The sequence below is a fragment of the Caenimonas terrae genome, from assembly GCF_042655405.1.
In the GTDB taxonomy this organism is placed as follows: domain Bacteria; phylum Pseudomonadota; class Gammaproteobacteria; order Burkholderiales; family Burkholderiaceae_C; genus Ramlibacter; species Ramlibacter terrae_A.
Map to the genome: position 1 here is coordinate 157,462 of NZ_JBHSMF010000002.1, position 26,902 is coordinate 184,363.

The 26,902-nt window shown below is 68.8% G+C and carries 26 protein-coding genes and 1 tRNA gene; 10 read left to right on the forward strand and 17 right to left on the reverse strand.

The window, feature by feature from the left end; translation table 11 throughout:
- Window positions 1-14 precede the first annotated feature (14 nt).
- The 9 genes from ACFPOE_RS00760 to ACFPOE_RS00800 all read right to left on the reverse strand — a co-directional run bounded on the left by ACFPOE_RS00760 (window position 15) and on the right by ACFPOE_RS00800 (window position 8,274).
- A complete protein-coding gene (locus ACFPOE_RS00760; RefSeq protein ID WP_376848084.1) occupies window positions 15-1,079 on the reverse strand; it encodes a maleylacetate reductase in 1,065 nt (354 codons plus the stop codon).
- Complete coding sequence (locus tag ACFPOE_RS00765; RefSeq protein WP_376848085.1) at window positions 1,076-1,957, reverse strand: NAD(P)-dependent oxidoreductase; 882 nt, start codon at window positions 1,955-1,957, stop codon at window positions 1,076-1,078. Before ACFPOE_RS00765 ends, ACFPOE_RS00760 begins: the two co-directional genes overlap by 4 nt.
- Window positions 1,954-2,922: a Bug family tripartite tricarboxylate transporter substrate binding protein gene (locus ACFPOE_RS00770; RefSeq protein ID WP_376848086.1), complete on the reverse strand. Its 969-nt coding sequence runs from the start codon at window positions 2,920-2,922 to the stop codon at window positions 1,954-1,956. Before ACFPOE_RS00770 ends, ACFPOE_RS00765 begins: the two co-directional genes overlap by 4 nt.
- On the reverse strand, window positions 2,919-4,283 hold the full coding sequence (locus ACFPOE_RS00775; RefSeq protein ID WP_376848087.1) for an amidohydrolase family protein: 1,365 nt from the start codon (window positions 4,281-4,283) through the stop codon (window positions 2,919-2,921). Before ACFPOE_RS00775 ends, ACFPOE_RS00770 begins: the two co-directional genes overlap by 4 nt.
- 70 nt (window positions 4,284-4,353) lie before the next feature.
- Window positions 4,354-5,283, reverse strand: a complete 930-nt coding sequence (locus tag ACFPOE_RS00780) for an NAD(P)-dependent oxidoreductase (RefSeq protein ID WP_376848088.1) — start codon at window positions 5,281-5,283, stop codon at window positions 4,354-4,356.
- A gap of 119 nt (window positions 5,284-5,402) precedes the next feature.
- Window positions 5,403-6,608: a 3-oxoadipyl-CoA thiolase gene (gene pcaF / locus ACFPOE_RS00785; RefSeq protein ID WP_376848089.1), complete on the reverse strand. Its 1,206-nt coding sequence runs from the start codon at window positions 6,606-6,608 to the stop codon at window positions 5,403-5,405.
- The gene (locus ACFPOE_RS00790) at window positions 6,605-7,264 is read right to left on the reverse strand and encodes a 3-oxoacid CoA-transferase subunit B (protein WP_376848090.1); all 660 of its coding nucleotides are present in this window, start codon (window positions 7,262-7,264) and stop codon (window positions 6,605-6,607) included. Before ACFPOE_RS00790 ends, pcaF begins: the two co-directional genes overlap by 4 nt.
- On the reverse strand, window positions 7,261-7,956 hold the full coding sequence (locus ACFPOE_RS00795; protein WP_376848091.1) for a 3-oxoacid CoA-transferase subunit A: 696 nt from the start codon (window positions 7,954-7,956) through the stop codon (window positions 7,261-7,263). Before ACFPOE_RS00795 ends, ACFPOE_RS00790 begins: the two co-directional genes overlap by 4 nt.
- Window positions 7,957-8,052: 96 nt before the next feature.
- On the reverse strand, window positions 8,053-8,274 hold the full coding sequence (locus ACFPOE_RS00800; protein WP_376848092.1) for a hypothetical protein: 222 nt from the start codon (window positions 8,272-8,274) through the stop codon (window positions 8,053-8,055).
- 96 nt (window positions 8,275-8,370) lie between these two features.
- Between ACFPOE_RS00800 and ACFPOE_RS00805 the strand changes: the two genes are divergently transcribed.
- Complete coding sequence (locus ACFPOE_RS00805; protein WP_376848093.1) at window positions 8,371-8,802, forward strand: DUF1841 family protein; 432 nt, start codon at window positions 8,371-8,373, stop codon at window positions 8,800-8,802.
- A gap of 60 nt (window positions 8,803-8,862) precedes the next feature.
- Here the strand turns inward: ACFPOE_RS00805 and ACFPOE_RS00810 are convergent, their stop codons facing one another.
- Complete coding sequence (locus tag ACFPOE_RS00810; RefSeq protein WP_376848780.1) at window positions 8,863-9,459, reverse strand: c-type cytochrome; 597 nt, start codon at window positions 9,457-9,459, stop codon at window positions 8,863-8,865.
- Between the two features lie 267 nt (window positions 9,460-9,726).
- Between ACFPOE_RS00810 and ACFPOE_RS00815 the strand changes: the two genes are divergently transcribed.
- The 8 genes from ACFPOE_RS00815 to ACFPOE_RS00850 all read left to right on the forward strand — a co-directional run bounded on the left by ACFPOE_RS00815 (window position 9,727) and on the right by ACFPOE_RS00850 (window position 14,852).
- On the forward strand, window positions 9,727-10,581 hold the full coding sequence (locus tag ACFPOE_RS00815; RefSeq protein WP_376848094.1) for an AAA family ATPase: 855 nt from the start codon (window positions 9,727-9,729) through the stop codon (window positions 10,579-10,581).
- A gap of 22 nt (window positions 10,582-10,603) precedes the next feature.
- Window positions 10,604-10,816 (forward strand): hypothetical protein, encoded by a 213-nt coding sequence (locus ACFPOE_RS00820; RefSeq protein WP_376848095.1) that lies wholly within the window; start codon window positions 10,604-10,606, stop codon window positions 10,814-10,816.
- A gap of 2 nt (window positions 10,817-10,818) precedes the next feature.
- A complete protein-coding gene (locus ACFPOE_RS00825) occupies window positions 10,819-11,424 on the forward strand; it encodes a GNAT family N-acetyltransferase (RefSeq protein ID WP_376848096.1) in 606 nt (201 codons plus the stop codon).
- A gap of 15 nt (window positions 11,425-11,439) precedes the next feature.
- Window positions 11,440-12,633: a vWA domain-containing protein gene (locus ACFPOE_RS00830; protein ID WP_376848097.1), complete on the forward strand. Its 1,194-nt coding sequence runs from the start codon at window positions 11,440-11,442 to the stop codon at window positions 12,631-12,633.
- 33 nt (window positions 12,634-12,666) lie between these two features.
- A tRNA-Arg gene (locus ACFPOE_RS00835) sits at window positions 12,667-12,741 on the forward strand.
- Between the two features lie 191 nt (window positions 12,742-12,932).
- Window positions 12,933-13,703: an N-acyl amino acid synthase FeeM domain-containing protein gene (locus tag ACFPOE_RS00840; RefSeq protein ID WP_376848098.1), complete on the forward strand. Its 771-nt coding sequence runs from the start codon at window positions 12,933-12,935 to the stop codon at window positions 13,701-13,703.
- A gap of 18 nt (window positions 13,704-13,721) precedes the next feature.
- Window positions 13,722-14,480 carry an iron-containing redox enzyme family protein gene (locus ACFPOE_RS00845; RefSeq protein ID WP_376848099.1) on the forward strand — a complete coding sequence of 253 codons (759 nt, stop codon included), beginning with the start codon at window positions 13,722-13,724 and terminating at the stop codon, window positions 14,478-14,480.
- 138 nt (window positions 14,481-14,618) lie between these two features.
- Complete coding sequence (locus ACFPOE_RS00850) at window positions 14,619-14,852, forward strand: hypothetical protein (RefSeq protein WP_376848100.1); 234 nt, start codon at window positions 14,619-14,621, stop codon at window positions 14,850-14,852.
- Between the two features lie 12 nt (window positions 14,853-14,864).
- Here the strand turns inward: ACFPOE_RS00850 and ACFPOE_RS00855 are convergent, their stop codons facing one another.
- From ACFPOE_RS00855 to ACFPOE_RS00880, 6 genes are read right to left on the reverse strand one after another with little or no spacing between them, the layout of a single operon-like run.
- Window positions 14,865-15,602, reverse strand: coding sequence for a lysophospholipid acyltransferase family protein (locus ACFPOE_RS00855; RefSeq protein ID WP_376848101.1), 738 nt, complete (start codon window positions 15,600-15,602; stop codon window positions 14,865-14,867).
- Between the two features lie 4 nt (window positions 15,603-15,606).
- Window positions 15,607-16,911, reverse strand: a complete 1,305-nt coding sequence (locus tag ACFPOE_RS00860) for a dihydroorotase (RefSeq protein WP_376848102.1) — start codon at window positions 16,909-16,911, stop codon at window positions 15,607-15,609.
- Window positions 16,908-17,870: an aspartate carbamoyltransferase catalytic subunit gene (locus ACFPOE_RS00865; protein WP_376848103.1), complete on the reverse strand. Its 963-nt coding sequence runs from the start codon at window positions 17,868-17,870 to the stop codon at window positions 16,908-16,910. Before ACFPOE_RS00865 ends, ACFPOE_RS00860 begins: the two co-directional genes overlap by 4 nt.
- Window positions 17,871-17,872: 2 nt before the next feature.
- Window positions 17,873-18,361, reverse strand: a complete 489-nt coding sequence (gene pyrR, locus ACFPOE_RS00870) for a bifunctional pyr operon transcriptional regulator/uracil phosphoribosyltransferase PyrR (protein WP_376848781.1) — start codon at window positions 18,359-18,361, stop codon at window positions 17,873-17,875.
- Between the two features lie 32 nt (window positions 18,362-18,393).
- Window positions 18,394-18,810: a Holliday junction resolvase RuvX gene (gene ruvX, locus ACFPOE_RS00875; RefSeq protein ID WP_376848104.1), complete on the reverse strand. Its 417-nt coding sequence runs from the start codon at window positions 18,808-18,810 to the stop codon at window positions 18,394-18,396.
- On the reverse strand, window positions 18,807-19,406 hold the full coding sequence (locus tag ACFPOE_RS00880) for a YqgE/AlgH family protein (RefSeq protein ID WP_376848105.1): 600 nt from the start codon (window positions 19,404-19,406) through the stop codon (window positions 18,807-18,809). The genes ruvX and ACFPOE_RS00880 overlap by 4 nt, the downstream gene beginning before the upstream one ends.
- 21 nt (window positions 19,407-19,427) lie before the next feature.
- Between ACFPOE_RS00880 and ACFPOE_RS00885 the strand changes: the two genes are divergently transcribed.
- Window positions 19,428-20,915: a cryptochrome/photolyase family protein gene (locus tag ACFPOE_RS00885; protein ID WP_376848106.1), complete on the forward strand. Its 1,488-nt coding sequence runs from the start codon at window positions 19,428-19,430 to the stop codon at window positions 20,913-20,915.
- Window positions 20,916-20,946: 31 nt separating this feature from the next.
- Here ACFPOE_RS00885 and ACFPOE_RS00890 read toward each other — a convergent pair whose 3' ends face one another.
- A complete protein-coding gene (locus tag ACFPOE_RS00890; RefSeq protein WP_376848107.1) occupies window positions 20,947-26,886 on the reverse strand; it encodes an Hpt domain-containing protein in 5,940 nt (1,979 codons plus the stop codon).
- Window positions 26,887-26,902 lie beyond the last annotated feature (16 nt).

A 26,902-nucleotide genomic window follows, 5' to 3' on the forward strand; every position in this document is an offset into this window, starting at 1 on the left:
CCCCGGACGACAAATCAGCTTACCGGCCGGACGCCCTCGAAAGCATCCTGCAGCAACTGCCGCAGCGCAGTGCGCTCCAGCGGCCGCGGGTTGGGATACTGGTTGCTCATCGCGATCTCGCAGGCCTTGTCCAGATCCGCCTCCTGCATGCCGATCTCGCGCAGCGCCACCGGGGCGCCGTTATCCTTCGCCAGGTCGTACACCGCCTGCGCGCCGCTGCTGCGCTGCCCCAGCGCGGTGGCCACGCGCTGCACCGCCTCGGGCGCCGCCGCTGCGTTGTAGGCCAGCGCGTGCGGCAGCACAATGGTGTGCGTCTCCGCGTGCGGCAGGTTGAAGCTGCCGCCCAGCGTGTGGCACAGCTTGTGGTGCAGCGCCATGTCGACGCTGGCCAGCACCGTGCCGCACAGCCATGCGCCGTAGAGCGCGTCGCTGCGGCCCTGCGCGTCCTGCGGCGACCTGCGGATCGCCGGCAGCGCGCGGCCCAGGGCGGCAATGCCTTCCTGCGCCATCAGCGCGACGATCGGATTGACGTTGACCGAATAGAAACCCTCGGCCGCGTGGGCGATGGCGTTCATGCCGCTGGTGACGCTCATCTTCACCGGCAGCGTCAGCGTCAGTTCCGGGTCGTAGATCACGGTGCGCGGCAGCACCCGCTCGTCGCGGCCGGTCTTCTTCATGCCGCCTTCGGTGATGCCGAAGATGGTGGTCATCTCCGAGCCGGCGTAAGTGGTCGGGATCGCCACGATCGGCAGCCCCGAGTCCAGTGCGATCGCCTTGCCCAGGCCGACGGTGGAACCGCCGCCGATGGCGACGGCGCAGTCAGCGCCCAGCCTGGCGGCGAGCTCGCGCGCCTCGCGTGCGGTCTCGATCGGCACGTGCATCACGGCGCGGTCGAACACGCCGGCCGCGCGCGCGCCCAGCAGGTCCGCCACCCGTTCGGCCGAGGCCCGCTGCTCCGGCGTCGACAGGATCAGTGCCTTGCGTGCGCCCAGCGCCTCGATCTCGGCGCCCAGTTGCGCCAGGCTGCCGGCGCCGAAGATCACGCGGGCCGGCCGCCCGATGTAGACGAAGCTGTTCATGGCTTGCCCTGCGGCAGCGGCGCCAGGCCGGCGCTGCGTTCGGCCGTCTTGATGATGGCGGCGTAGTCCTGCAGGCCGTCGCCCTGCGCCACCGCGGAGCGCATGAGCTGCTGCGTCAGGGCGGTCTGCGGCAGCGGCACCGCGCTGGCCGCGCCGGCCTCCAGGATCAGGCCGATGTCCTTGAGCATCTGCTCCACGGTGAAGGTGGGCGTGAAATCGCGCTGCGCCAGCTGCACGCCCTTGGCCTTGAGGATGGGCGAGGCCACCGCGCTGGCGCCCAGCACCTGCCACATGTCCTGCCAGTCCAGCCCGCCCTTGCGGCCCAGCGTCAGCGCCTCCGACAGCATGGCGCTGGTCTGCGCGATCATCAGGTTGACCACCAGCTTCATCAGCCGCGCCTGCTCGCCCTCGCCCAGGTAGAAACGGTTCGGACCGAACGTGGACAGCAGCGGCAGCATCCGGTCGTACGCGGCGCGCGGCCCGGACGCCATCATCGTCAGCTGCGCCGCCTCCGCCATCTTGTTGTTGCCCGACACGGTGCAGCGCAGGTGCTGCACGCCGGCCGCCTCCAGCAGCGCCGCCGCTTCGGCCGAAGCCTGCGGCGACACGGTGCTGGTATCGACGTACGTCATTTCGCGCCGGCCCTGTGCAGCGACCAGGCGCGCCACGGCAAGCAGTGCGCCGTCATGCGGCAGCGAGGAGAACACGGCCTGCGCATCGCCGATGCCGGCTTCGCCCGCCGCTTGCAGTCCCTGCGCCTGCGCCAGCGCGACGCGCTGCCCATCGACGTCCTGCACCGTCAGCCGGTGGCCGGCCGCGCGCAGATGGGCCGCCATGGGCAGGCCCATCTTGCCGACGCCAATGAAATGGATCCTCACTGCGCCTTCAGGTTGGCGGCCTTGGCGATGCGCGCGGCCGTCTCCATCTCGGTCTTGATGAAGGCATTGAACTGCGCCTGTTCCATCGGCATCGGATCGGCGCCCAGCATCTTCATGCGCTCCTTCACCTCGGGGCTGGCCAGCGCCTTGACCGCTTCGTCGTGCAAGCGCTTGACCACCGGCGCCGGCGTGGCGCTGGCGACGATCATGCCGACCCAGAAGGTGTAATCCGAGTCCGGCACGCCGGCCTCCACCGTCGTGGGCACCTGCGGCAGCGCCGGCGAGCGCTGCGGCGTGCTGACGGCCAGCGCCAGCAGCTTGCCGTCCTTCACCAGCGGCAATGCGGCGGTGAGCGGCGCGAAGAACCAGTCGTCGCGCCCGCCGATCACGTCGGTCAGCGCTTCCGGCGTGCCCTTGAACGGCACGTGGACGGCGTCGATGCCGGCCTGGAGCTTGAACTTCTCGGCGTTCATGTGGGTGGCGCTGCCGACGCCGGCCGATGCATAGTTGAGCGCGCCGGGCCGGGCCTTGGCGGCGGCGACCACGTCGGCCACCGTCTTCCAGCCGCGCGCCGGCGAGACCACCATCACGTTGGGCAGCGAGGCCAGCGGTGTCACCCCGGTCAGGTCGCGCAGCGTGTCGTAGCTGAGGTTGGGATAGATCGCCGGGTTCAGCGCATGGCCGGACGAATGAATCAGCACCGTGTAGCCGTCGGCATCGCCCTTGGCGACCTGTGCCGCAGCGATGGTGCCGCCGGCGCCGGGCTTGTTCTCGATCACGATGGGCTGTCCCAGGCCCTTGCTCATGACGTCGGCGACCACCCGGGCGATGGTGTCCGTCCCGCTGCCGGCGGTGAAGGGCACGATGAAACGGATCGGCTTGTTGGGATAGGTCCCCTGCCCGAACGCGGCGGACGATGCCACCAGCGTGGCGACCAGGGCGATTGTCGACATCAGTCTGTTCATGCTGTCTCCTGCATTGTTGGTTTGGAAAGTCCGAGCGCCTCGGTGATCTTGCGGCCGGAGGCGCGCAATGCCTCCAGGCCCGGTGCCAGGTCCACGCCGACCAGTCGGCCGTCGCGCTTCTTCCAGCGGCCGGCGACCATCACGCTGTCGATGTTGGCCAGCGAGGTCTGCATCACCACCGTGCTCACCGGGTCGTGCACCGGCTGCATGTTGAGGTCGCTGGCGCGGATCACCACCAGGTCGGCCTGCTTGCCGGCGGCCAGCGAGCCGATGCGGTGTTCCTGCTTGAGCATGCGCGCGCCCTCGATCGTCACCCACGCCAGCGCTTCGCGCGTGGTGATGGTGGAGGTCGACGGGATGGTCCCGTGGGCTTCCCGGTAGGCGACGTTGTCCAGGCTGCGCTGGATGCCCAGCGCGATCCGTGCCTGCGTCAGCATGTCGCCGCTCAGCACGCTTTCCAGGTCCACGCCGAGCGAGGGCGCGCGGCCGAAGCGGCGCAGCCGGCCGGTGATCGGGTGGCCGTGGCCCTGCGACATCTCGCTTTCCGCCGCGGCGGAAAAGCTCATGCCCAGCCCGCAGAAGCGCTCCAGCTGCTCGTCGCTCAGCGCGTGGCCATGCACGATGTTGATGTTGTCGCCCAGCAGGCCGGCGGCCTCCAGCCGTTCCCAGCCGTCGGGCGTGCGCGCCGCCCCGCCGCCCTGGTGCAGCGAGGCGATCAGGCCCAGCTCGCGCGCCATCCGGAAGTCGGCCAGCGCCACCTCCAGCGTGGAGTAATGCGGGCCGAGCACCGCCGCCTGCACGCTGAGCAGCGGGTTGCCCTGGTGCTTCCTGAGCAGCCGCTCGACCTCGGCGCGCGGATGCGGCACTTCCCAGAACGGGGTCTGGCCCGGCTTGGGATCCGGCTTGGGCGTGCCGTGGAAGAAGGCGGCGCGGATGCCCGACTCCAGCAGGCCCTGGATCGCCGCGTCGTTGTGCTCCGGCGTCGGGTTGTTGTGGCACCAGTCGGCCAGCGTCGTGGTGCCGCAATTGAGCTGGTTGAGCGACCCCATCAGCGTCGCGATGTGCAGATCCTGCGGCTGGAACACCGTCGCCAGCCCCGCGTGCATGTTCTTGAAGTATTCGAGCAGCGTCCAGTTGGCGGCGACGCCGCGCAGCGCCGTCTGCCAGGTGTGCATGTGGGCGTTGACCAGGCCGGGGATGACGATGCTGCCCGAGGCGTCCACCACCTGCGCGCCGTCCACCTGCAGCGACGGCGCGATCTCGGTGATGCGGTCGTCGGTGACGAGGATGTCGGCGCGCGGCAGGTCGCCCTGCGCGTCCATCGTCAGGACCGTCGCGCCGCGGATCAGGGTTCTGGTCATATGTGTATGCCGTTCGGGCTGAGCTTGTCGAAGCCACGCGAGCCCTTCGACAAGCTCAGGGCGAACGGTTTCATTGCTTGTCTTCCAACCCGTCGCTTATCTTCACGTTGTCGGGCTTGAGCTCCAGCCCGGCGTCCTTCGCCGTCTCCACCAGCAGCACGGCGAAGTCGATGTCGTCGTAGCCGCGGCCCACCATGCGCGCCACCGATTCGCGGGTCGCCGCCGCCACCGGCATCGCCACGCCGTGCGCCTTGGCGGCGCCCAGCCCCAGGTCCATGTCCTTGAGCAGCAGCTTGGGCGTGAAGGTGACCTGGTCGAAAGTGAGGTTGGACAGCATCGGCGTCTTGTACCTGGTGTACATCGAGCCGAGCACCGAATCGTTGATGCTCTCGAGAAACACGTGGCGCGGGATGCCGGCCTTCTCGGCCAGCACCGTGATCTCGCACAGGTTCTGGATGACCACGCCGAACATGGTGTTGTGCGCGATCTTCCAGACCCGGGCCAGCTCGCCCTCGCCCACCCACATCACCTTGCGCGCCATCGCCTGCAGGTAGGGCTGCGCCTGGTCATACAGCGCCTTCGGGCCGGAGGACACCATCAGCAGCTTGCCGGCCTTGGCCACCTTGGCGTTGCCCGACACCGGCGTGCACAGGTAGCCCACGCCCATCGCCTCCAGCCGCTGGCGGATCTCGGCGGAGCCTTCCTGCGAGATCGACGAGCTGTCGATGACGACTTTCGGCTTCCTGCTGCCGGCCACCAGGCCGCCCTCGTCGAACAGCACCTGCTTGAGGTCGTCGGTGGTCGAGACCATGGTGAAGACCATGTCCAGTCCGGCCAGGTCCTGCTTGCTGGCGGCGATGGTGGCGCCGTATTCGGCCAGCGGCTCGGCCTTGCTGCGGGTGCGGTTCCAGACGCTGACGCCATGGCCGGCCTTCGTCAGGCGCTTGACCATGGCCTCGCCCATGCGGCCGAGGCCGATCCATCCAATGCTGTTTGCCATCTTGTTCGGGTCCTGTGCGGTAAATCTCTGCGACGTTGCCGCAGTGTGAAACGCGCGCCCGGCGCTGGCAAGCGCCGCCCCAGAAAATCAGTTTTCCGTGGGCTGGAACAAGCGGCCGCTCAGACCCGTTCGAGCACCACCGCGATGCCCTGGCCGACGCCGATGCACATGGTGCACAGCGCGTAGCGGCCGCCGCTTCGGTGCAGCTGGTTGACGGCCGTGGTCGCCAGCCGCGCGCCCGAGGCGCCCAGCGGGTGGCCCAGCGCGATCGCGCCGCCGTTCGGGTTGACCCGCGGGTCGTCGTCCTGCAGCCCCAGCAGGCGCAGCACCGCCAGGCCCTGGGCCGCGAACGCTTCGTTGAGCTCGATCACGTCCATCTGGGCCAGCGTCAGGCCGGTCAGCGCCAGCACCTTCTGCGTCGCCGGCGCCGGGCCGATGCCCATCACGCGGGGCGCCACGCCGGCCGTGGCCATGCCGACGATGCGGGCCCGCGGCGTCAGGCCGTTCTTCGCCGCCGTCGCCTCGTCGGCCAGCAGCAGGGCGCAGGCGCCGTCGTTGACGCCGCTGGCATTGCCGGCGGTCACGCTGCCGTCAGGCTTGACCACGCCCTTGAGCTTGGCCAGCGACTCCATCGTGGTTTCGCGCGGATGCTCGTCCTTGCCGACGACGATGGCATCGCCCTTCTTCTGCGCGATGGTGACCGGGGTGATCTCGCCATCGAAGAAGCCCGCCTTCTGCGCCGCCACCGCCTTGAGCTGCGAGGCCAGCGCCATCTTGTCCTGCGCCTCGCGGCCGATCTTGTGCTCGGCGGCGACGTTCTCGGCCGTCTCCGGCATCGAGTCCACGCCGTACAGCTCCTTCATCTTCTTGTTGACGAAGCGCCAGCCGATGGTGGTGTCGTAGACGGCGTTGGCGCGCGAGAAGGCGCTCTCCGCCTTGGGCATCACGAAGGGCGCGCGGCTCATGCTCTCCACCCCGCCGGCGATCATCAGCGTCGCCTCGCCGGCCTTGATGGCGCGCGCGGCGCTGCCCACCGCGTCCAGGCCCGAGCCGCACAGCCGGTTGATGGTGGCACCGGGCACGTCGATCGGCAGGCCGGCCAGCAGCGATGCCATGTGGGCGACGTTGCGGTTGTCCTCGCCGGCCTGGTTGGCGCAACCGAACAGGACGTCGGTGACGGCCTGCCAGTCGACCTTGGGATTGCGCGCCATCAGCGCGGCGATCGGGATCGCGCCCAGGTCGTCGGTGCGGATCGACGACAGCGCGCCGCCGTAGCGGCCGAAGGGGGTGCGGATGGCGTCGCAGATGAAGGCCTGGCGGGTCATGTCCTGTCTCCGGTTGCGGCCGCGATCGGCAGGCCGACGAGTTGTTCCAGTTCGGCGTGGGCCAGGCCGTCGACCATGTCGATCAGCTTCAGGCCGCGCGGCGTGCATTCGAGGGTGGCCAGGTCCGAGTAGATGCGCTTGACGCAGGCGATGCCGGTCAGCGGATAGGTGCAGCGTTCCACCACCTTGCTCTGGCCCTGCTTGGTCAGCAGGTCCATCATCACCCAGGTCTGCTTGGCGCCGATGGCCAGGTCCATCGCGCCGCCGACGGCGGGGATGGCGTCCTTTTCTCCGGTGTGCCAGTTGGCCAGGTCGCCGCTGGCGGAGACCTGGAACGCGCCCAGCACGCAGATGTCCAGGTGGCCGCCGCGCATCATGGCGAAGCTGTCGGCGTGGTGGAAGTAGCTGCCGCCCGGCAGCAGCGTGACCGGCTGCTTGCCGGCGTTGATCAGGTCGTAGTCTTCCTGGCCCTGGGCCGGCGCCGGTCCCATGCCCAGGATGCCGTTCTCGCTGTGCAGCACCACCTCGATGCCCTGCGGCAGGTGGTTGGCCACCAGGGTGGGCATGCCGATCCCCAGGTTCACATAGGCGCCGTCGTGGATGTCGCGGGCCACGCGCTGGGCCAACTGCTCTTTGCTGCGTCTGGTGTAAGTCATGCCTTGAAGCCTCCACCTTGGGTGGCAACCCGTTCGATCTTCACGATCCTGCTGACGAAGATGCCTGGCGTGACCACCGCCTCCGGCTCCAGCTGGCCGAGGTCGGCGATCTCGTGGACCGAGGCGATGGTCATCTTCGCGCCCATCGCCATCACCGGGCCGAAGTTGCGTGCCGCCTTGCGGAACATCAGGTTGCCCCAGCGGTCGCCGCGCTCGGCCTTGATCAGGGCGACGTCGCCGTGGATCGGGTGTTCCAGCACGTACTGGCGGCCGTTGATCTCGCGCGTTTCCTTGCCCTTGGCCAGCTCGGTGCCGTAGCCGGTGGGCGTGAAGAAGGCGCCGATGCCGGCGCCGGCGGCGCGGATGCGCTCCGCCAGGTTGCCCTGGGGCACCAGCTCCAGCTCGATCTTCCCGCTGCGGTACAGGCCGTCGAACACGTGGCTGTCGGCCTGGCGCGGAAAGCTGCAGACGATCTTGCGCACCCGCCCGGTCTTGAGCAGCGCCGCCAGCCCGGTGTCGCCGTTGCCGGCGTTGTTGTTGACCACCGTCAGGTCCTTCGCGCCCTGCGCGATCAGGCCCTCGATCAGTTCGTTGGGAATGCCGGCGGTGCCGAAGCCGCCGATCAGCACCGTGGAGCCGTCCCGGACGCCGGCGAGCGCGTCGGCCACCGAGGCGGCGATTTTGTCGATCATGAATCAGGTCCTTGCCAAGTCGCGCCGATTATCGCGCGGCCGCCGCAGCAGCTTGAACCAGTTGGGGACAGAGCCAAAGGTCTGTCCCCCAAGTCCTCAGGCCTTGCGAAAGCCCATCACCAGCAGCACGCCGCCCAGCACCACCGCGCCGATGCTGAGCCACTCGGGGATGCCGACGTCCTTCTTCTCCTTGACATTGAGCTGGATCGGCCCGATCTGCGCCTTGGTGGTCTCCTGCATGAAGCTGAAGCCCCCGGTGAAAAATCCCGCGAGGCCCAGGACGATGAGGACAATGCCGCTGATCTTCATGGCGTTCATGGTGAGCTCCTTGGCCGGGCCTGCCCGAAATCGCTGGGCCCCGGCCGCGCCCCAGCGTGTCGACTGTAGGGCATCGCGTGCTACGCTCAAATTCCCATGTTCAATCCATCCCAGGCCGATGTGCGGCGCTTCTTCTGCTCGGTCCACGCCAAGGATGCGGCCGGGCAGCCGATGGACGCCCTGGAGACGCTGGCCGGCCAGTGGCTGCAGGAGCATCCGGAGTACCACCCCGACCTGGCCGACAGCGACGCCGCCGTGGCGAAGGTCTACCAGGGCGACGACGGCAAGACCAATCCCTTCCTGCACCTGTCGATGCACCTGTCGATCAGCGAGCAGTGCTCGATCGACCAGCCGCGCGGCATCCGGCAGGCGGTGGAACTGCTGGCGGCCCGGCGCAGTTCCCTGCACGAGGCCCACCATGAGGCGATGGAGTGCCTGGGCCAGATGCTGTGGGAAAGCCAGCGCGCCGGCCGCCCGCCGGACGGCCAGGCCTATGTGGAATGCGTGCAGCGGCGCGCGACGACATAGGAAGCCGCAACGAAAAAGCCCCGCGACGCGGGGCTTTGGTGGAACGGGGCGCCAGGCGCCTCAGCGGAAGCGGCGCTCGGGGACCGTCTTGAGTTCGCTGTCCAGCGAGCTGACGTAGGCGGCCAGTTCCTTCAGTTCGGCGTTCGAGAACTGCTTGGCCACCGCGCCCATCACCGCGTTGTTGCGGCCCATGATCGGGTTGTTCTCCGACTTGTAGGCACGCAGGGCGGCGAACAGGTAGTCCTTGTGCTGGCCGGCGATCTTGGGATAGACGTCGATCGGCTTGGAGAAGTTGGCGCCGTGGCAGGACACGCACTGGGCCTTGTTCATCAGTGCGGCGACCTGGGCGTCCGGCTCCTTGCTCAGTTTCTCGGGCAGCTGCTGGCCGGCTTCCACCCCGTTGGCGGCGTAGAAATTGGCGACGTCGTTGATGTCCTGCTCGGTCAGCGAACCGGCGATGGCCCGCATGGTGGGATGCTTGCGATCCCCCTGCTTGTAGGCCGTGAGCGCGGAGACGATGTACTTGGCGCTCTGGCCCGAGATCATCGGCACCCGGTACACCTCGGGGAAGCTGGCCTGGTAGCCCTTGATGCCGTGGCAGCCGACGCACATCGCGACCTTGGCTTCCACCGACTTGGCGCCGGCCGGCGTTGCCATGGCGGGAGCGGCCGGCGCGGCCGGTGCTGCTGCCGGCGCCGAGGCGGCTGCGGGCGCCGAAGCCTGGGCCGATGCCGGCGCGGCGGCCGGCGCCTGGGCTTGCGCCAACCCGGTCCCGCAAGCGACACCCAGGGCGAAAAGCGTGGTCAACAACTTGTTCATTTTGCGAGCACAATCCAGTGAAGGTTCAGAAGTCAAAATCAACCTTCGATTATATCCAGCGCGTCCGGCGCCACCCTCATTCGACTCATTTCCTCGAATCCTCCCATGAAGTTCCAAGGTTCCCAGAACTACGTCGCCACGCAGGACCTGATGCTGGCGGTCAATGCCGCCATCACCCTCAAGCGCCCGCTGCTGGTCAAGGGCGAACCCGGCACCGGCAAGACGATGCTGGCCGAAGAAGTGGCGCAGGCGCTGGACATGCCGTTGCTGCAATGGCACATCAAGTCGACCACCAAGGCGCAGCAGGGCCTGTACGAATACGACGCCGTCAGCCGGCTGCGCGACTCGCAGCTGGCCGACGTCGACGGCGGCCAGCGGGTCAAGGACATCCACAACTACATCGTCAAGGGCGTGCTGTGGCAAGCCTTCACGGCCGACCAGCCGGTGGCGCTGCTGATCGACGAGATCGACAAGGCCGACATCGAATTCCCGAACGACCTGCTGCGCGAGATCGACCGCATGGAGTTCTATGTCTACGAGACGCGCGAGCTGATCAAGGCCAGGCACCGGCCGCTGGTGTTCATCACCTCGAACAACGAGAAGGAACTGCCGGACGCGTTCCTGCGCCGCTGCTTCTTCCACTACATCAAGTTCCCGGACGCGGAGACGATGAAGCTGATCGTCGACGTGCACTTCCCCGGCCTGAAGAAGGACCTGCTCACGGCCGCGATGAAGACCTTCTACGACGTGCGCAACCTGCCCGGGTTGAAGAAGAAGCCCTCCACCTCGGAGCTGCTGGACTGGCTCAAACTGCTGGTGGCCGAGGACATTCCGCTGGAAGCCCTGCAGAGCAAGGACGACAAGGTCGCCGTGCCGCCGCTGGTGGGCGCCCTGCTGAAGAACGAACAGGACGTGACCCTGTTCGAGAAGCTCGTGTTCATGCAGCGCCATAACCGCTGACGCCCGCGGGCAGGAGCGAGCCGTGAACCCCCTGTTGATCGAAGGACTGACCGACGCCGCCGGCTTCGTCGCCGGCGTGCTGGTGGCCTGGGTGGTCGGGCGCCTGCTCGGCTTCGACCCGCTGGCCGCCGGCTACGGCGACAGCGCCATCGGCGGCATCGTGCTGGCGGGCCTGGGCGGCGGCGCCGGCGTGCAGCTGGCGCGCCGCTGGCGCGCTTCGCGCAAGGGGAAATAGCGATGCGCAAGCCCGAGCCCGTGACGCTGCAGATGCCGCTGGTGCGGCTGGAGCCGATGGCGGCCGACCATGCTCCCGCGCTGGAGGCGGCGGCGCGCGACGGCGAGTTGTGGAAACTGCGGATCACCTCGGTGCCCGCGCCGGGCGAAGCGCCAGCCTACGTTGCCGCCGCGCTCAAGGGCTACGAGCAGGGCCACATGCTGCCCTTCGTGGTGCGCGACATCGCCAGCGGCGCCATCATCGGCAGCACCCGGTATCACGACATCGTGCCGGCGATCGAGCGGCTGGAGATCGGCTACACCTGGTACGGCAAGAGCTGGCAGCGCAGCCACGTCAACACCTGCTGCAAGCTGCTGCTGCTGACCCATGCCTTCGAGACGCTGGGCGCCCGGCTGGTGGGATGGCGCACCGACAATTTCAACTTCGCCAGCCAGCAGGCGATCGAGCGGCTGGGCGCGCGCAAGGACGGCGTGCTGCGCCACCACGCGCCGCGCCGCGACGGCACGGTGCGCGACACGGTGATGTACAGCCTGGCCGCCGGCGAATGGCCGGAGAGCCGTGCCCAGTTGCAGTACCTGCTGGCCAAGCCGCGCCCGGATCCGCGCTGAACGGGAGATCACGCCATGCTGATCGACTTTTTCTACACCCTGCGCAGCGCCAAGCTGCCGGTTTCGGTCAAGGAATACCTGACGCTGATCGAGGCGCTCAAGGAGGGGGTGGTCGGCCCGATGGGCGACGACGACGGCTGGGGCGTCGACGACTTCTATTACCTCAGCCGCACCGCGCTGGTGAAGGACGAGAAGCATTACGACAAGTTCGACCGCGCCTTCGCCGCCTATTTCAAGGGCGTGGAGACGATCGCCGACTTCACCAAGGACATCCCGCTGGAGTGGCTGCGCAAGAACCTCGAGCTGGAGCTGTCGCCCGAGGAGAAGGCCAAGATCGAGAAGATGGGCTGGGACGAGCTGATGGAGACGCTCAAGAAGCGCTTCGAGGAGCAGAAGGAGCGGCACGAGGGCGGCAGCAAGATGATCGGCACCGGCGGCACCAGCCCGTTCGGCGCCTACGGCGTCAACCCGCAGGGCATCCGCATCGGCCAGGACAAGAGCCGCAACAAGAGCGCGGTGAAGGTCTGGGACCAGCGCGCCTACAAGGATTACGACGACACCCAGGAGCTGGGCACGCGCAACATCAAGGTGGCGATGCGCCGGCTGCGCCGCTTCGCGCGCGAGGGCGCGGCCGACGAGCTGGACCTGGACGACACGATCAGGTCGACCGCCGCCAATGCCGGCTACCTGGACATCAAGATGGTGCCGGAGCGGCACAACAAGGTGAAGGTGCTGCTGCTGATGGACGTCGGCGGCACCATGGACGAGCACATCCACCGGGTGGAAGAGATGTTCTCGGCGGCCAAGGCGGAATTCAAGCACCTGGAGTTCTATTACTTCCACAACTGCGTCTACGACTTCATGTGGAAGAACAACCGGCGCCGCTTCTCCGAGAAGTTCGCCACCTGGGACATCATCAGGAAGTACAACAAGGACTACAAGCTGATCTTCGTCGGCGACGCCACGATGAGCCCCTATGAGATCCTGCAGCCGGGCGGCAGCGTGGAATACAACAACGAGGAAGCGGGCGCCGAATGGCTGCAGCGCCTGACCAATGCCTTTCCCAAGTTCGCCTGGATCAACCCGGAGCCCCAGGGCGTCTGGCAATACCGCCAGAGCATCAGCGTGATCCAGCAACTGGTGAACCACCGCATGTATCCGCTGACGCTCAAGGGGCTGGAAGACGCGATGCGGCTGCTGAGCAAGTAGCCGCCGGCGGGGCGGCAACTACAATCCCCGACTCTCCTCGTAGTTCAATGGATAGAACGGGTGCCTCCTAAGCGCCAGATACAGGTTCGATTCCTGTCGAGGGGACCACCCCGTCTACGGGTAAACCCGTATCCTCGCCGCGCCGCCGTGCATATGCCACAGCTTGACCCTTCGAGTCATTCGGTTACAAGTGTGCAGAGTTGACACCTTATGTTACAGGCTGTACAAACTGTCACATGGCCCCAAATCACCCTTCGCCGGCCCGCCGTTTCCCTGTCCGCCCCGCAACGGACCGGGCCATGCGCTTGCCGATCTGGCAGCCCGACTCGCTCGAAGTCGTCCACGGCCTGGCGCAGATCGAGGAAATCGAGCGCTTCCGCTATTCGATCTATGTTGCGGAGCAGCACAAGCCGCTGCCGGCAGCCGACCACGAAGCGAAGCGCCTGCCCGACGCCGACGACCACGCCGCCTTTCATTTCTGCATGCGCAACAGCGCCAGGAAGCTGGTCGGCTACGCCAGGATGCATTACGCGGAGGCGATCCCGAGTTCCGCCATCGCCCACCTCGAGCTGGGCGACCTGGTGCGCCATTCGCCCAAGGTGCTGGGATTCATCTCCAAGCTGATGGTGGACAAGTCGCTGCGCGGCCGCACCAACGCCGTCCGGCTGATCATGAGCATGATCCAGTACGGGTGCGAGCGCTTCGAGCAAGCCGAGGGCGCGGTCTTCCATTGCTCGTCGGAACTGGTGCCGCTGTACACGAGGATGGGGTTCAGGCCGTTCGGCTCCCCCTTCATGGATGCCTACGTCGGCCAGCAGACGCCGATGGTGGCGATCTTCCGCGACGTCGACCACTTCAGCCAGTGCGGCTCGCCGATCGCCGCGATCGCGCAGACCCTGCCCGCGCATGAGGGCCTCGAGGCAGCCAGCTTCCACGACTACTTCGTGCTGAAGCGGGCGTTCCGCGACCACCGCCCGGCCCCCGTCCCGGCACTGGCCACCCTGCGCAAGGCGATCCACGCCTCCGTGCCGGGCTTCCAGAACTCCAGGAGCGGCATCACGCTTGCGTGACGGCTTGCGGGCGCACCAATGACCACGCCGAACGAAGCGGGCGGCCAGCTCGCTCCCCTGCGGACCCAGATCGCAGCGGCGCAGGCGCTGTTCGCGCAGCTGCTGGAATCCGCCCTGCGCGCCGGGCCGGTGAGCATCGAGCAGTACGTCAGGTACCTCTCGATGCAATACCACCTGACCAAGGACGTGCAGGCCTACTTCTTCGCCGCCGCCGCCAATTCGGCGCTGGCCAAGCGGCGCAAGCTGCGCCGCTTCCTGTCGGAATTCGCCAACGAGGAGGAACTGCACTACCTGGTTGCAGCCAACGACCTGCTGGCGTTCGGCCGCCGCCCGCTGCCGGAACCGTTCGACGTCACGCTGTGGCACAGCTACTTCAGGGGCGTGGTCGGCAGCCGGCCGTTCCTGCGGCTGGGCGCGGCTGCGATCCTGGAAAACCTGTCCGCCGGCGTGGCGCGCGAACCGGCCCGCCGGGCGCTGTCGGCGCCGTTCATGACGCGGGAGAACACCAAGTTCCTGGTGCTGCACCAGCACGAGACCAATCCGCACGGCGAGCAGATCCTGCAGGCGCTCGGCGCCGAAACCCTCACCGACGCCGAACTGGGCGACCTGTTCCTCGGCGCGCGGCAAGGGACCGTTTTGTACCTGCGCATGGCCCGGTGGGCGGTGGACGAGAGCGACCTGTCCGCAATCGCCGACCTCGGCGCCCCGGAGCTGTCGTCGACTCAATGTCGCGACATCGACGAATTCGACATGGGGCAACTCGACTCCCCGGATTGAGCGCGCGGCGCGCTGCGCACCGCACCATTGCAGCTTGTTACCGCTGTGACCGGCGGAAGCCACATCGCGTCACCGAGTTGACTTAGGCGCCGCCTACTATTTGTTCTCGACCCCGAGACCGAAGCACAGAGGTGAACCATGTCCGCCGACTACCGTATCGAGAGCAGCCAACCCCTGAGAAGCCGATTCCTGCCGGCGGCGGCGAGCGAGCAATACCTGGTCAAGGACCGCGCGCTGGCAGTGGCCCTGGCGGCCAAGAGCTTCAACCGCGCCGACGGCGAGGAAATCCGCGTGGTGCACGTTCCCACCGGAGAAGTGGTCTATCGCAAGGCGCCCTTCATCCGCATGGACGCCGCCAGCGAAGAACCCTGAGGCGGCCGGCGCTCAATCCTGGCGCAATTCCTCGACGGCAGCGCGCAGGTCGCGCGCCCACGCCCTGCGGTCGCGGCCCTGCGAGCGCTGCGGCGTTCCGTAGCTCACCACCGCGGCCAGCGGCGGCCCGCTGAGCGTGCGCCAGAGCGAGCCGACCAGCGTGTCGTCGCCGATGTAGCACGGCGTCAGGCTGGTCCGGCCGGTCGCTGCGTCGACGAAGCTCAGGCCCACCGGCAGCACCGGGGCGTCGGCGGAAATGGCCGCCTGCACCAGGTTGGCATGGAAGGGCAGCAGCGCGACGCCGTCGCTGGTGGTGCCCTCCGGGAACACCGCCAGGATCTCGCCGGCCCGCAGGCTGTCCGCCATGCGGTGCACCACCCGCATCGCATCGCGCCGCGATCCACGCTCGATGTAGACGGTGCCACCGCCGGTGGCCAGCCGGCCGATCAGCGGCCAGTGCCGCACGTCGCTCTTGGCGACGAAGCGGCAATGGCGGGCCGCGTGCATCACCAGGATGTCCAGCCAGGAAATGTGGTTGGCCACCAGCATCAGCGGGCCGCGCGCCGGCGCCGTGCCGCGCACCTGCAGCCCGACGCCCAGCACCTGCAGCATGCGCTGGGCCCAGGCCTGCACCGCCGCTTCGCGCTGCGGCTCGTTCATGCGGGGAAAACGCAGGACGATCGTGCACCACCCGGCCAGTGCGTGCAGCAACGCGCGGACGAGCCGCCAGCCGGCCCGCAGGGAATTCATTGCGTCAAGTCCGGTCCCGGGCTTCGAACGCCAGCTGGCCGGCGGCGATCGTGAAGCGCACGCGGCCGGGAAGCTCGTAGCCGGAGAACGGCGTGTGCTTGCCCTGGCTGCGCAAGGTGGCCGGCGCGACCGTCCACATCGCCTGCGGGTCGAACACGCACAGGTCGGCGACGCCGCCGTCGGCCAGCCGGCCGGCGCTGGCCTGCAGCGTGCCCAGGGCGCTTCCCAGCACCCGTGCCGGGTCGCTGGTGACCACCGACAATGCGCGCCGGATGCCGGCGCCGCTGTCGTGGCCCCACTTCAGCGCCAGCGACAGCAGCAGCTCCAGGCCGGTGGCGCCCGGCTCCGCTTCGGCGAACGGCAGCGTCTTGGCGTCTTCGTCCACCGGCGTGTGGTCGGACACCAGCGCGTCGATGGCGCCGTCGGCCAGCCCCTGCTGCAGCACGTCGCGGTCGCGCTGCTGGCGCAGCGGCGGGTTCAGGCGCATGCGGCTGTCGAAGAAGCCGATGTCGTTGTCGGTCAGCAGCAGCGAGTTGATGCTGACGTCGCACGTCACCGGCAGGCCGGCCACCTTTGCCTGGCGCACCAGGTCGACGCCGGCGGCGCTGCTGATGCGGCACAGGTGCACGCGCGCGCCGGTGGCCTTCATCAGCTCGAAGATGGTGTGCAGCGCGATCGTCTCGGCCGCCACCGGCACGCCCGCCAGGCCCAGGCGCGTCGCCAGCGCCCCGCTGGCGGCCACGCCCTTGCCCAGGTACAGCTCCTGCGGGCGCAGCCAGACGGTGTAGCCGTAGGTGGCGGCGTAGAGCAGCGCCCGCTGCATCACCTGCGTGTTGGCCAGCGGGACCTCGGCCTGGCTGAAGCCGACGCAGCCGGCTTCCGTCAGTTCCGCCATCTCGGTCAGCACCTCGCCCTCCAGGCTGCGGGTCAGCGCGCCGAGCGGAAACACGCGGGCCTGGTGCAGCTTCTCGGCGCGCATCTTGAGCATCTCCACCAGCCCCGGCTCGTCCAGCACGGGATCGGTGTCCGGCGGGCAGACCAGCGCGGTGACGCCGCCGGCGACGGCCGCGGCCATCTCGCTTTCCAGCATGCCCTCGTGCTCGTGGCCCGGTTCGCGCAGCCGCGCCGCCAGGTCCACCAGGCCGGGCGCGACGATGCAGCCGCTGGCGTCGAGCGTCCGGTTGGCGGAAAAGCCGGGGGCGATGTGCTTGAGGGAGATGATGCGGCCGGCGGCGATCGCCACGTCGCACACCTCGTCCAGGCCCGAGGCCGGATCGATCACCCGGCCGTTCTTGATCAGGATTTTCATGCTTCGTTGCCCGCCACGATGCTCATCACCGCCATCCGCACCGCGATGCCGAAGGTCACCTGCGGCAGGATGACGCTCTGCTTGCCGTCGACCACGGCGGAGTCGATCTCGACGCCGCGGTTGATCGGCCCCGGGTGCATCACGATCGCGTCCGGCTTGGCCAGCCGCAGCTTTTCCTCGGTCAGGCCGAAATTCTTGAAGAACTCCTGGGACGACGGCAGCAGCGCGCCGCTCATGCGCTCGTTCTGCAGCCTGAGCATGATCACCACGTCGCAGCCCTTGATGCCCTCCTCCAGCGTGTGGCACACCCGCACGCCCATCTGCGCCATGTCGGCGGGCACCAGCGTCTTGGGCCCGACCACGCGCACTTCGGCGCAGCCCAGGATGGTGAGCGCGTGGATGTCGGAGCGGGCCACGCGCGAATGCAGCACGTCGCCGACGATCGCCACCGTCAGGTTGGAGAAGTCCTTCTTGTAGTGGCGGATCGTGTACATGTCCAGCAGCCCCTGCGTCGGATGCGCATGGCGGCCGTCGCCGGCGTTGATCACGTGCACGTGGGGCGCCACGTGCTGGGCGATCAGGTAGGGCGCGCCCGATTCGCTGTGGCGCACCACGAACAGGTCGGCTGCCATCGCCGACAGGTTGGCGATGGTGTCCAGCAGCGATTCGCCCTTGGACGCCGAGGAGCGCGCGATGTCCAGGTTGATGACGTCGGCCGACAGCCGCGTCGCCGCTATCTCGAAGGTGGTGCGGGTGCGGGTGGAGTTCTCGAAGAACAGGTTGAACACGCTCTTGCCGCGCAGCAGCGGCACCTTCTTCACCTCGCGGTCGCTGACGCTGGCGAAGCTGGAGGCGGTGTCCAGGATGTGGGTGACGATGTCGCGCGGCAGCCCTTCCACCGACAGCAGGTGGATCAGCTCGCCATTCTTGTTCAGTTGGGGATTGCGCTTGTAGAGCATTGCTACTGACTCTGGACCTTGAAGCTGAACTTGCCGGCGTCGTCGCGCGCCAGCTCCAGCGATTGCGAGGCCGGCAGCGTCACGCGGGCGGCGGCGAAGTCGGCCTGCACCGGCAGCTCGCGCCCGCCCCGGTCGACCAGCACGGCCAGCTGCACCTGGGCCGGGCGGCCGTAGTCGAACAGCTCGTTGAGCACGGCGCGGATGGTGCGGCCGGTGTAGAGCACGTCGTCCAGCAGCACGATGTGGGCGTCGTTGACGTCGAACGCCAGCTGCGTCTGCTGGCCGGCGCCCGCCAGGCCGCGCTTGGCGAAGTCGTCGCGGTGCATCGCCGACGAGATCACGCCGGCCGCGCCGGCCAGGCCCATGTCCTTGTGCAGCCGTTCGGCCAGCCAGGCGCCGCCGGAGGTGATGCCGACCAGCCGCGTCTGCGGCGTCTGCAACTGCTGCACGCCGCGCTTGAGTTCGCGGTACAGCGCTTCGGCGTCCAGCATCAGGGCGCCGCTGGACTGTTGGCTGGGGGGACTCACGGCAGGCTCCTCAAGAATTGCTCCAGGATGATGCAGGCGGCGCCGGCATCGGGGTCGGCGGCGCCGTCGGCCAGCGCTTCGGTGGTGCTGTAGCGCTCGTCCACCTCGTACACCGGCAGCCGGGTGCGGCCGCGCAGCTGGCGGGCGAATTTCTGCGCCCGCGCCGTATTGTCGTGGCTGGCGCCGTCGGGATGGAACGGCACGCCGACCACCAGCGCGTCGGGCTGCCATTCGCGCACGCGCGCCTCCACCTGTGCCAGCCGGGCGTCGCCGTCGGCCCGGATGGTGGGCTGCGGGGTGGCCGTGCGCAGCATCCGGTTGCCCACGGCAACGCCGGTGCGCTTCAGCCCGAAATCAAATGCGAGAAAGGATTGGAGATGGTCGGGGACGTCGGGCATGGCCGCAAGGCTCATGCGTGCCCCGCATCCGGCGACAGCATCCAGGCCTCGAGGCCCAGCAGCGACAGCGCCTTGGCGTAGCGCTGTTCGACCGGCGTGTCGAAGATCACCGCCAGGTCCGCGCCGACGGTGAGCCAGCTGTTCTCCGCCAGTTCCGATTCGAGCTGGCCCTCGCCCCAGGCCGAGTAGCCCAGCGAGACCAGGACCTTGCGCGGCCCCGAGCCGGTGGACATCGCCTCCAGCACGTCCTTGGAGGTGGTCATCTCCAGCCCGCCGGGAATCGTCATGGTGGATGCATAGACCGGCTCGCTGGGAGCCGCGTCGCCGGCGAACACCGCCTCGTGCAGCACGAAGCCGCGCTCGGTCTGCACCGGGCCGCCGTGGAACACCGGAATGCCCACCAGGTCCTGGCGCCGCAGCGGCAGTTCCACCTTGTCGAACAGGCCCTTGAGGTCGATGTCGCTGGGTTTGTTGATCACCAGGCCGAGGGCGCCGCGGGCGCTGTGCTCGCACAGGTAGACCACGCTCTTGGCGAATGCCTCGTCCTCCAGCCCCGGCATGGCGATCAGGAAGTGATGAGTCAGGTTGATGGTGGTCTCATCGGCAGGCATGATCTGATTTTACTAGAGCCCATGGAAAAGACCTATCCCGCTGGCTTGATGTGGTTTCGGCGCGACCTGCGCACGACCGACAACGCCGCCCTGTTCCACGCGCTCAAGTCGTGCCGCCAGCTGCATTGCGCGTTCGTGTTCGACCGCGCCATCCTGGACGGCCTGCCGCGCCGGGACCGGCGGGTGGAGTTCATCCGCGAATCGCTGGTGGAGCTGGACGCGGCGCTGCGGCAGCTGGCGCGGGCCGACGGCGCCGGCCTGATCGTGGCCCACGCCGCCGCCCTGCAGGACATTCCGCGGCTGGCGCGCGAGCTGCAGGTGCAGTCGGTCTTTGCCAACCACGACTACGAGCCGCAGGCGATGGCGCGCGACGCGCACGTGCGCGGCGAGCTCGCGGACGCCGGCATCGCCTTCCACACCTTCAAGGACCAGGCGATCTTCGAACGGCACGAGCTGCTGACGCAGTCCGGCAAGCCCTACGCCGTGTTCACGCCGTACAAGAACGCCTGGCTGGCCAAGGCCGACGCGTTCTACTTCAAGCCCTATCCCGTGCCGGCCTACGCCGACGCGCTGGCGGCGCGGCCGCCGGCGCTGCGGGCCGAGGTGCCTTCCCTGCCGGCGCTCGGCTTCGAGCCGACCAACCTCGCAGAACTGAAGCTGCCCACCGGCGCCAGCGGCGCCCGCGAGCTGCTGGCCGAATTCCTGGAGCGGATCGACCGCTACGCGGACACCCGCGACTACCCCGCCGTCAAGGGGCCGAGCTATCTGGGCGTGCACCTTCGCTTCGGCACCGCCTCGATCCGCGAACTGGCGGGCACGGCGCACCGGCTTGCGGCCGCCGGCAGCGCGGGCGCGGCGGTCTGGCTCAGCGAGCTGATCTGGCGCGACTTCTATTTCCAGGTACTGGCGAACTTTCCGCACGTGGCCGACGAGCAGGGCCGCAGCCACAGCTTCAAGCGCGATTACGACGCCATCAAGTGGGACCACGGCAAGCAGGCCGACGCCCTGTTTGCCGCGTGGTGCGAGGGCCGCACCGGCTATCCGCTGGTGGACGCCGCCATGGCGCAGATCAACCAGAGCGGCTACATGCACAACCGGCTGCGGATGGTGGTCGCCAGCTTCCTGACCAAGGACCTGGGACTGGACTGGCGCCGCGGCGAGCGCTATTTCGCCGAGCACCTGAACGACTACGAGCTGGCGTCCAACAACGGCGGCTGGCAATGGGCCAGCTCCACCGGCTGCGACGCCCAGCCCTGGTTCCGGATCTTCAACCCGGTCAGCCAGAGCCGCAAGTTCGACCCGGAAGGCCGCTTCATCCTGAAGTACCTGCCGCAGCTGGCCGGCCTGCCGGTGGACGTGCTGCATGCGCCCTGGACCGCCAACCCGGTGGAACTGGCGGCGGCCGGCGTGACGCTCGACCAGACCTATCCGGCGCCCATCGTCGCGCACGACGAAGCGCGGGAGCGCACCCTGCAGCGCTATTCGGTGGTGAAAAAAAACGCCGCTTGACGCGGCGCTTTCGGTGCGGAGGCTGCCGGCCTCAGGCCGGCACCACCGTGCTGCAGTAATGCTTGACCAGGCTGAGCAGCTCCTCTTCGGAGTAGGGCTTGCCCAGGTAGTGGTCGACGCCGAGCTCGCGCGCGTGTTCGCGGTGCTTTTCGGCGATGCGCGAGGTGATCATGATGATCGGCAGCTTGGCCAGCCGGGCGTCGCCGCGGATGTTGCGGGCCAGGTCGAAGCCGTCCATGCGCGGCATCTCGATGTCGGACAGGACCACCGCCGGCCGTTCTTCCGCCAGCTTGGCCAGCGCCTGGATGCCGTCGGCCGCCAGCGCCACCCGGTAGCCTTCGCGCGCCAGCAGCCGCTGCGTGACCCGCCGCACCGTGATCGAATCGTCCACCACCAGCACCAGCGGAATCTGCGGCGCGGCTTGCGCCATGGCCGGCAGCCTCAGGCCGGCCTGCTCCAGCACTTCCGGTTGCGCATTGTCGGCGCTGAGCTGGCGGGCCAGCTCGCCGTACACCGTGCTCAGTGCCACCGGGTTGTAGATCAGGACCACCGCGCCCGAGGCCAGCACCGTCATGCCGGCCAGGCCGGGCAGGCGCGCCAGTTGCGGGCCGAGGTTCTTGACCACCACTTCCTGGTTGCCCAGCACTTCGTCCACGTGGACGGCGATGCGCTGGGCGGCGCTGCGGAAGATCACCACCGGCAGCGTCTTGCCCTGCGGCTCGTTGCTGCGCTGCGATGCCTGCAGCAGCGCGCCGGACCAGTAGAACGGCAGCATCTCGCCGTTGAATTCGTAGCTGCCGCTGTTGTAGGCCTGCTGGACCTCCTTGGCCGGGCCGCGCTTGACCAGCTCCACCAGGTTGGCCGGAACGCCGATCGACAGGGTGCCGCTGCGGATCATCACCACCTGCGTCACCGCCGTGGTCAGCGGCAGCACCAGCTTGAAGCTGGTGCCCTTGCCGGCCTGGGTGCGGGTTTCGATCCGCCCGCCCAGCGCATTGACCTCGGACCGCACCACGTCCATGCCGATGCCGCGGCCGGACAGCTCCGTCACCTGCGCGGCGGTCGAGAAGCCGGGCATGAAGATCAGGTTGGCGGCGTCCTGGTCGCTGATCTCCTGGCCGGGGGCGATCATTCCCTGCTGCATCGCCTTCTCGCGGATGCGGGCGATGTTCAGGCCGGCGCCGTCGTCGTCGAACTGCACCGACACGTCGTTGCCTTCATGGCTCAGGCCGATCACGATCGTGCCCGCCGCTTCCTTGCCGGCCTTGGTGCGCACCTCGGGGTCTTCGATGCCGTGCGCCACGCAGTTGCGCAGCAAGTGCTCGAAGGCGGGCGTCATGCGATCGAGCACGCCGCGGTCCATCTCGATCGAGCCGCCGGTGATGTCCAGCTTGACCTGCTTGCCCGTTTCCTTGGAGGCCTGGCGCACCACCCGGTAGAGGCGGTCCGAAATGCCCTCGAACTCCACCATGCGGGTGCGCAGCAGGTCGCGCTGCAGCTCGCGGGTCTGGCGGGCCTGGGCGATCAGGTCGTCTTCCGTCGCTTCCACCGTGCGCTGCAGGTTGCGCTGCACGGTGGCCACGTCGTTGACCGACTCCGCCATCATCCGCGTCAGTTCCTGCACCCGGGTGAAGCGGTCGAATTCGAGCGGGTCGAAGCCGGCCGAATCCTTGGCCTGCGCCAGCCGCGACTGCATCTGCGATTCCGCCTGCAGTTCGATGTCGCGCAGCTGGGCGCGCAGGCGATCCAGGTTGCCCGACAGGTCGGTGAGCGAGGAGCGCAGCTGCTTGAGTTCAGCCTCCAGCCGCGAGCGGGTGATCATCACCTCGCCGGCCTGGTTGACCAGCCGGTCCAGCAGTTGCGAGCGCACCCGCACCTGCTGGTTGGCCGCCTGCCGGATCGGCGCCAGCGTGGACACGGCGGGCAGGGCGATCACGTTGCGGGCAGCCGCGGCCGGCGCCGGCTGCGCCGCTTCGGCCTGGGCCGGCATGGCGGCTGCAGCAGCCGGCGCGCTTTCCAGCGGCGCCGCCTCGGGCGCCTCGGCCGGCGCACCGCCGGTGGCGCGCAGGTGGTCGAGGTTGGCCTGCAGGGCGTCGAGCCGCTGCAGCAGCGATTCCAGGTCCGAGGGCTGCACGCCCTCGAGGCCGAACTCCTCGATCTCGGACTCCATGCGGTGCGACATTTCGCCCAGCCGCAGCGCCCCGGCCAGCCGTGCGCTGCCCTTGAGCGTGTGCAGGGCGCGCAGCACTTCGTCGCGCGCACCCCGGTTGTCCGGGCGTGCCACCCACTGGCGCAACGCGCCGCCCAGCTGCGGCAGCAACTCCCCCGCCTCTTCGTCGAAGATCGGGAACAGGTCCGGGTCGATGGCGTCGGCGACGTCGATCGCGTCGTGTTCGTCTTCCAGGTTGCGCATCGGCCCGGCGGCCACCTGCGGCAGCACCATGGTGGCGGCCGGCGCGATCGGCTCCTGCGGGACGGCCGGAGCCGGCGCCGGTGTCGGCGCGGGGGCTTGCGCCGCCGGTGCGGGGGCTTCCGGCTCGACGTCGCCGAAGCCGCTCAGGACGATCTCCTCGTCGGGCATCTCGGCGCGCTTGGGAATGTCCAGGTCTTCCAGCCGGCGCAGCGCTTCGGTCACGCCTGCTTCCGGCTCCTTGAGGAACCCGGCGGCGAACTGGTGCAGCAGGCGGCGGATTTCCTCGGCGGCGGCGGTGAACGCCTTGCCGTGCTGGGGCGTCCCGTAGGCCAGCAACTGGGTCTTGCCCAGCGCGTCCTCGAGGGCGCGGGCCACGTCCGACAGGGCATCGAAACCGACGGTGGCGGAACTGCCGGCCAGCGCATGGGCCAGGCCCACGGTCGAATCGGGCACGCGCGAGTTGAGCTCCAGTGCCCATTCGGACACTTCGGTCTCGAGCCGGCGCGACCATTCGTCGGCCTCGTTGAGATAGACGTTGTACAGCGGGATGCCGATGCGCAGCGTGCCGATCACCTTGACCTGCTCGTCCTCCAGCCCAGCCTCGGTCTCTTCCATCGGGACGGCGGCCTCTGGCAGGGCGCTCAGTTCCGGCATCAGGCCGGACAGCGAGAAATCGTTGCGCGGCAGGTCCAGGTCGCGGGGCGGCTCGGCGCGCTGCGCACCCTCCCAGGCCTCGGCCAGGTCGGACAGGTCGATGGCCTCGATCTCGGCGGGCGGCTGCGCCGCCGGTTGCGCTTCGATCGCAGGCTCGCCCAGGTCGAAGGCGAATTCGGCCGCGAGGTCGGCCGACATCTCCTGCTCCACCGGTTCGGCTGGCGCAGGCTCCGGGGCGACGTCGAAACTGAATTCCGGCAATTCGATTTCCACCGCCGGCGGCGGGGCCGGCTCCGGGATGGCGGCCGGGGGCGGCGGCAGCTCGATGGTCGGCAGCTCCGCTTCCACAGCTTGGGCTGCGGCGGCGGTCTCGGCCGGGATCTCCATCGCCTCGACGGCCTCGACCGCCGGCACCGGTGCGGCAGCCGGCGCGCTGCCGGGGAATACCAGCGGCACCAGCCGCTGCTCGGTGCGCATCGCATCCGCCGCCACGCGGAAGTGGCTGGCCTTCCACAGGCTGTCCGTGCCCTTGGCAATGTCTTCCACCCAGAGCCCGAAGCCCCGCATCGCTTCGGCGGCCAGGGTGCGCATGTCTTCGGTGGCGGGCTTCTGTTCCGCCAGCCAGGCATTGAGCACCTGTTCCATCGACCAGCCGGCCTCGCCGAACTCGGTCAGGCCGACCATCCGCGAACTGCCCTTGAGCGTGTGGAACGCGCGGCGCAGCGTGGTCAGCTCGTTGAGGTCCGAGGGATCGGCCTCCAGCGTCTTGAGCGCGGCCAGCCCGTTCTGCACCACCTCGCGCGCTTCCTCCAGGAAGATGTCCTGCAGGTCTTCTTCCTCGAAGTCGTCATCCGCGGTGGCCGGGGCGGGGGCTGCAATGGCCTGCATGGTGACGGTCTTGGCCAGCTCGCTGAGCGCCGCGGTGGCGGCACCCGAATCCTGCGCCGTGACCGCCGCGGACGCCTCGCGCGCGCTGCTGGCCATGCCGGTGTGGCCGGCCAGCGCGGCGTGGCCGGCCAGCGTGTCCAGCTTGGCGCTGAGTTCGGCCGGGGTCGCGGGAGCGGCCTCGCCGACCACGGCTGCCACTTCCTGCGACAGCAGGTCGTCGCTCACCGACACGCCGGCATCCGCCTCGCCCAGGCTGTGGGCGGCGCGGCCCATCAGCGGCCGCAGCTCGCCGGTGCTGTCGTCGTAGACGAACAGCTTCTTGGCCAGGGCCGGCTGGTAATTGAGCATGTCGATCAGGAAACCGAGCGCGCCCAGGTTGTTGCCCAGCTTGTCGAAGGTGCCGGCAGCGCGGGTCTTTTCCTCGTCGACTTCGTCCACCAGGATCTGCTCCACCGCTTCGCGCATGCGCAGCACGGCCTGCGAGGCCTGGTCCAGGCCCAGCACCGACAGCACGCCGCGCATCTGCGACAGGTGGGTGGGCGCGTCGCGCAGCCCCGCCTTGTCCTGCGGGTTGCGGAAGAAGTTGTCCAGCAGTTTCTCGAGCTCGCCAAGGGTGGTGCGCAATTCGCCGACCACGCTGCCCATGGTCTGGCGGTCGCTCACCCGGCGGTACAGCTCCTCCATCCAGGCTTCGAGCGGCTGCGCCTGCCCGCCCTGGCGCACGCCGTCCAGGCGCATCGCCAGGTGCGCGGTGCGCGCGGCCAGCTGCGAGTCGGTCGGGTCCAGGTCTTCGAAAGCCGCCTCGAGATAGAGGATGGCGGTGGCGACTTCCATCGCCAGTTCGGCGCCCGGCGGGCGCGCCGCTCGGGCGACGCCATCGACCGCGGCGTTGAGCGCCTTGGCCAGCGGTTCGCTCGGCGGATGCAGCTTGACCAGCGAATCCGTCACCAGGTGGAACTGCTCGGCGACGTTCTTGAGCTTGTTGACGTCGCCGCCGGACAGGCCCGACCACGTCTCCTTGGCGGTGGCGATGCGCTTGCGCGCCTGCGCCAGCAGCATCGGATCGAAGCGGCCGAACTGGCTGGTCTGGTAGTCCACCGGCTTGAAGCGCGCCAGCGACCACGCCAGCCGCACCGCCGTCAGCGCCGGCGCATCGGCGGCGCGGGCCGGCACGGCCTGCGAGCAGAAGAACACCAGGTCCTGCGCCAGCCGGTCCGAGACCGTGGTGTCCCCCTTGGCCAGGGTGGCGTACTGCATCAGGATGCGCGACGCCGCCCGCTTCACGTAGATGTCCATCGGCAGCAGGCCCTGGGCCAGCGCCTCGAAATAGCCGGCCGCGATCTTCCAGAACACCTTGGGCTGGCGCACGGTCTGCGATGCGGCCAGGCCGAGGCTGAGCGTGACGAGGTCGCGCGCGGCCTTGCCGTCGCCGGTCTTGACCAGCGACAGCACGCCGTGGTCCATGCGTTTGCGCACGGCCGGGTCGTAGACCAGCGTCTGTTCGACGGCCGGCGTCTGCGGCTCGGTCCAGCGGAAGTCCAGCGACCACAGGTCGGCCGGATGGATCCGGTCCGAACCGGCCAGCTCCTGCACGTCGCGGTATTGCGGAAACAGGGCCACGGCCGAAATCGGCTTGCCCAGCAACAGGCCCTCGAGGTATTCGGTCAGCGCGAACCCGGCCCGCTCCAGCTTGGCGGATGCGGCCTCGCTGCACAGCTCGGGACGCTCGACGAATTTCTGCACCGCCGCTTCCATGCCGCGCAGCATGTGGGCGGGCGCACCCATCCCCACCATCTCCAGCGCGCCGACGGCCTGGTGCAGTTGCTGGCGCGCAATCCGCAGCTGGCCGTCGTCGACCGATGCCATGTCGGAGCCGCGCGCGAGGTTGGCGTCGCGCACGAAGCGGCGCAGGGCGGCGGATGCGGTGTCCAGCGACTTGCGCAGTTCGTCCAGCACCCATGCCAGCGGCCCTAGGTCGTTCGCTGCCAGGTCCAGGTCGTTTTCGTTGACTTGCATGGGGCCTCTGGAAGTG

Bases quoted from the DNA above. Each gene is read 5' to 3' on its own strand.
- ACFPOE_RS00815 (WP_376848094.1), top strand. From the start codon at position 9,727: ATGAAGTTCCAAGGTTCCCAGAACTACGTCGCCACGCAGGACCTGATG.
- ACFPOE_RS00850 (WP_376848100.1), top strand. From the start codon at position 14,619: ATGTCCGCCGACTACCGTATCGAGAGCAGCCAACCCCTGAGAAGCCGA.
- ruvX (WP_376848104.1), bottom strand. From the start codon at position 18,810: ATGAGCCTTGCGGCCATGCCCGACGTCCCCGACCATCTCCAATCCTTT.
- ACFPOE_RS00890 (WP_376848107.1), bottom strand. From the start codon at position 26,886: ATGCAAGTCAACGAAAACGACCTGGACCTGGCAGCGAACGACCTAGGG.
- ACFPOE_RS00800 (WP_376848092.1), bottom strand. From the start codon at position 8,274: ATGAACGCCATGAAGATCAGCGGCATTGTCCTCATCGTCCTGGGCCTC.
- ACFPOE_RS00885 (WP_376848106.1), top strand. From the start codon at position 19,428: ATGGAAAAGACCTATCCCGCTGGCTTGATGTGGTTTCGGCGCGACCTG.
- ACFPOE_RS00770 (WP_376848086.1), bottom strand. From the start codon at position 2,922: ATGAACAGACTGATGTCGACAATCGCCCTGGTCGCCACGCTGGTGGCA.
- ACFPOE_RS00795 (WP_376848091.1), bottom strand. From the start codon at position 7,956: ATGATCGACAAAATCGCCGCCTCGGTGGCCGACGCGCTCGCCGGCGTC.
- ACFPOE_RS00810 (WP_376848780.1), bottom strand. From the start codon at position 9,459: ATGGCAACGCCGGCCGGCGCCAAGTCGGTGGAAGCCAAGGTCGCGATG.
- ACFPOE_RS00775 (WP_376848087.1), bottom strand. From the start codon at position 4,283: ATGACCAGAACCCTGATCCGCGGCGCGACGGTCCTGACGATGGACGCG.
- ACFPOE_RS00880 (WP_376848105.1), bottom strand. From the start codon at position 19,406: ATGCCTGCCGATGAGACCACCATCAACCTGACTCATCACTTCCTGATC.
- pcaF (WP_376848089.1), bottom strand. From the start codon at position 6,608: ATGACCCGCCAGGCCTTCATCTGCGACGCCATCCGCACCCCCTTCGGC.
- ACFPOE_RS00830 (WP_376848097.1), top strand. From the start codon at position 11,440: ATGCTGATCGACTTTTTCTACACCCTGCGCAGCGCCAAGCTGCCGGTT.
- ACFPOE_RS00825 (WP_376848096.1), top strand. From the start codon at position 10,819: ATGCGCAAGCCCGAGCCCGTGACGCTGCAGATGCCGCTGGTGCGGCTG.
- ACFPOE_RS00805 (WP_376848093.1), top strand. From the start codon at position 8,371: ATGTTCAATCCATCCCAGGCCGATGTGCGGCGCTTCTTCTGCTCGGTC.
- ACFPOE_RS00780 (WP_376848088.1), bottom strand. From the start codon at position 5,283: ATGGCAAACAGCATTGGATGGATCGGCCTCGGCCGCATGGGCGAGGCC.
- ACFPOE_RS00790 (WP_376848090.1), bottom strand. From the start codon at position 7,264: ATGACTTACACCAGACGCAGCAAAGAGCAGTTGGCCCAGCGCGTGGCC.
- ACFPOE_RS00840 (WP_376848098.1), top strand. From the start codon at position 12,933: ATGCGCTTGCCGATCTGGCAGCCCGACTCGCTCGAAGTCGTCCACGGC.
- pyrR (WP_376848781.1), bottom strand. From the start codon at position 18,361: ATGCTGGACGCCGAAGCGCTGTACCGCGAACTCAAGCGCGGCGTGCAG.
- ACFPOE_RS00855 (WP_376848101.1), bottom strand. From the start codon at position 15,602: ATGAATTCCCTGCGGGCCGGCTGGCGGCTCGTCCGCGCGTTGCTGCAC.
- ACFPOE_RS00865 (WP_376848103.1), bottom strand. From the start codon at position 17,870: ATGCTCTACAAGCGCAATCCCCAACTGAACAAGAATGGCGAGCTGATC.
- ACFPOE_RS00845 (WP_376848099.1), top strand. From the start codon at position 13,722: ATGACCACGCCGAACGAAGCGGGCGGCCAGCTCGCTCCCCTGCGGACC.
- ACFPOE_RS00760 (WP_376848084.1), bottom strand. From the start codon at position 1,079: ATGAACAGCTTCGTCTACATCGGGCGGCCGGCCCGCGTGATCTTCGGC.
- ACFPOE_RS00860 (WP_376848102.1), bottom strand. From the start codon at position 16,911: ATGAAAATCCTGATCAAGAACGGCCGGGTGATCGATCCGGCCTCGGGC.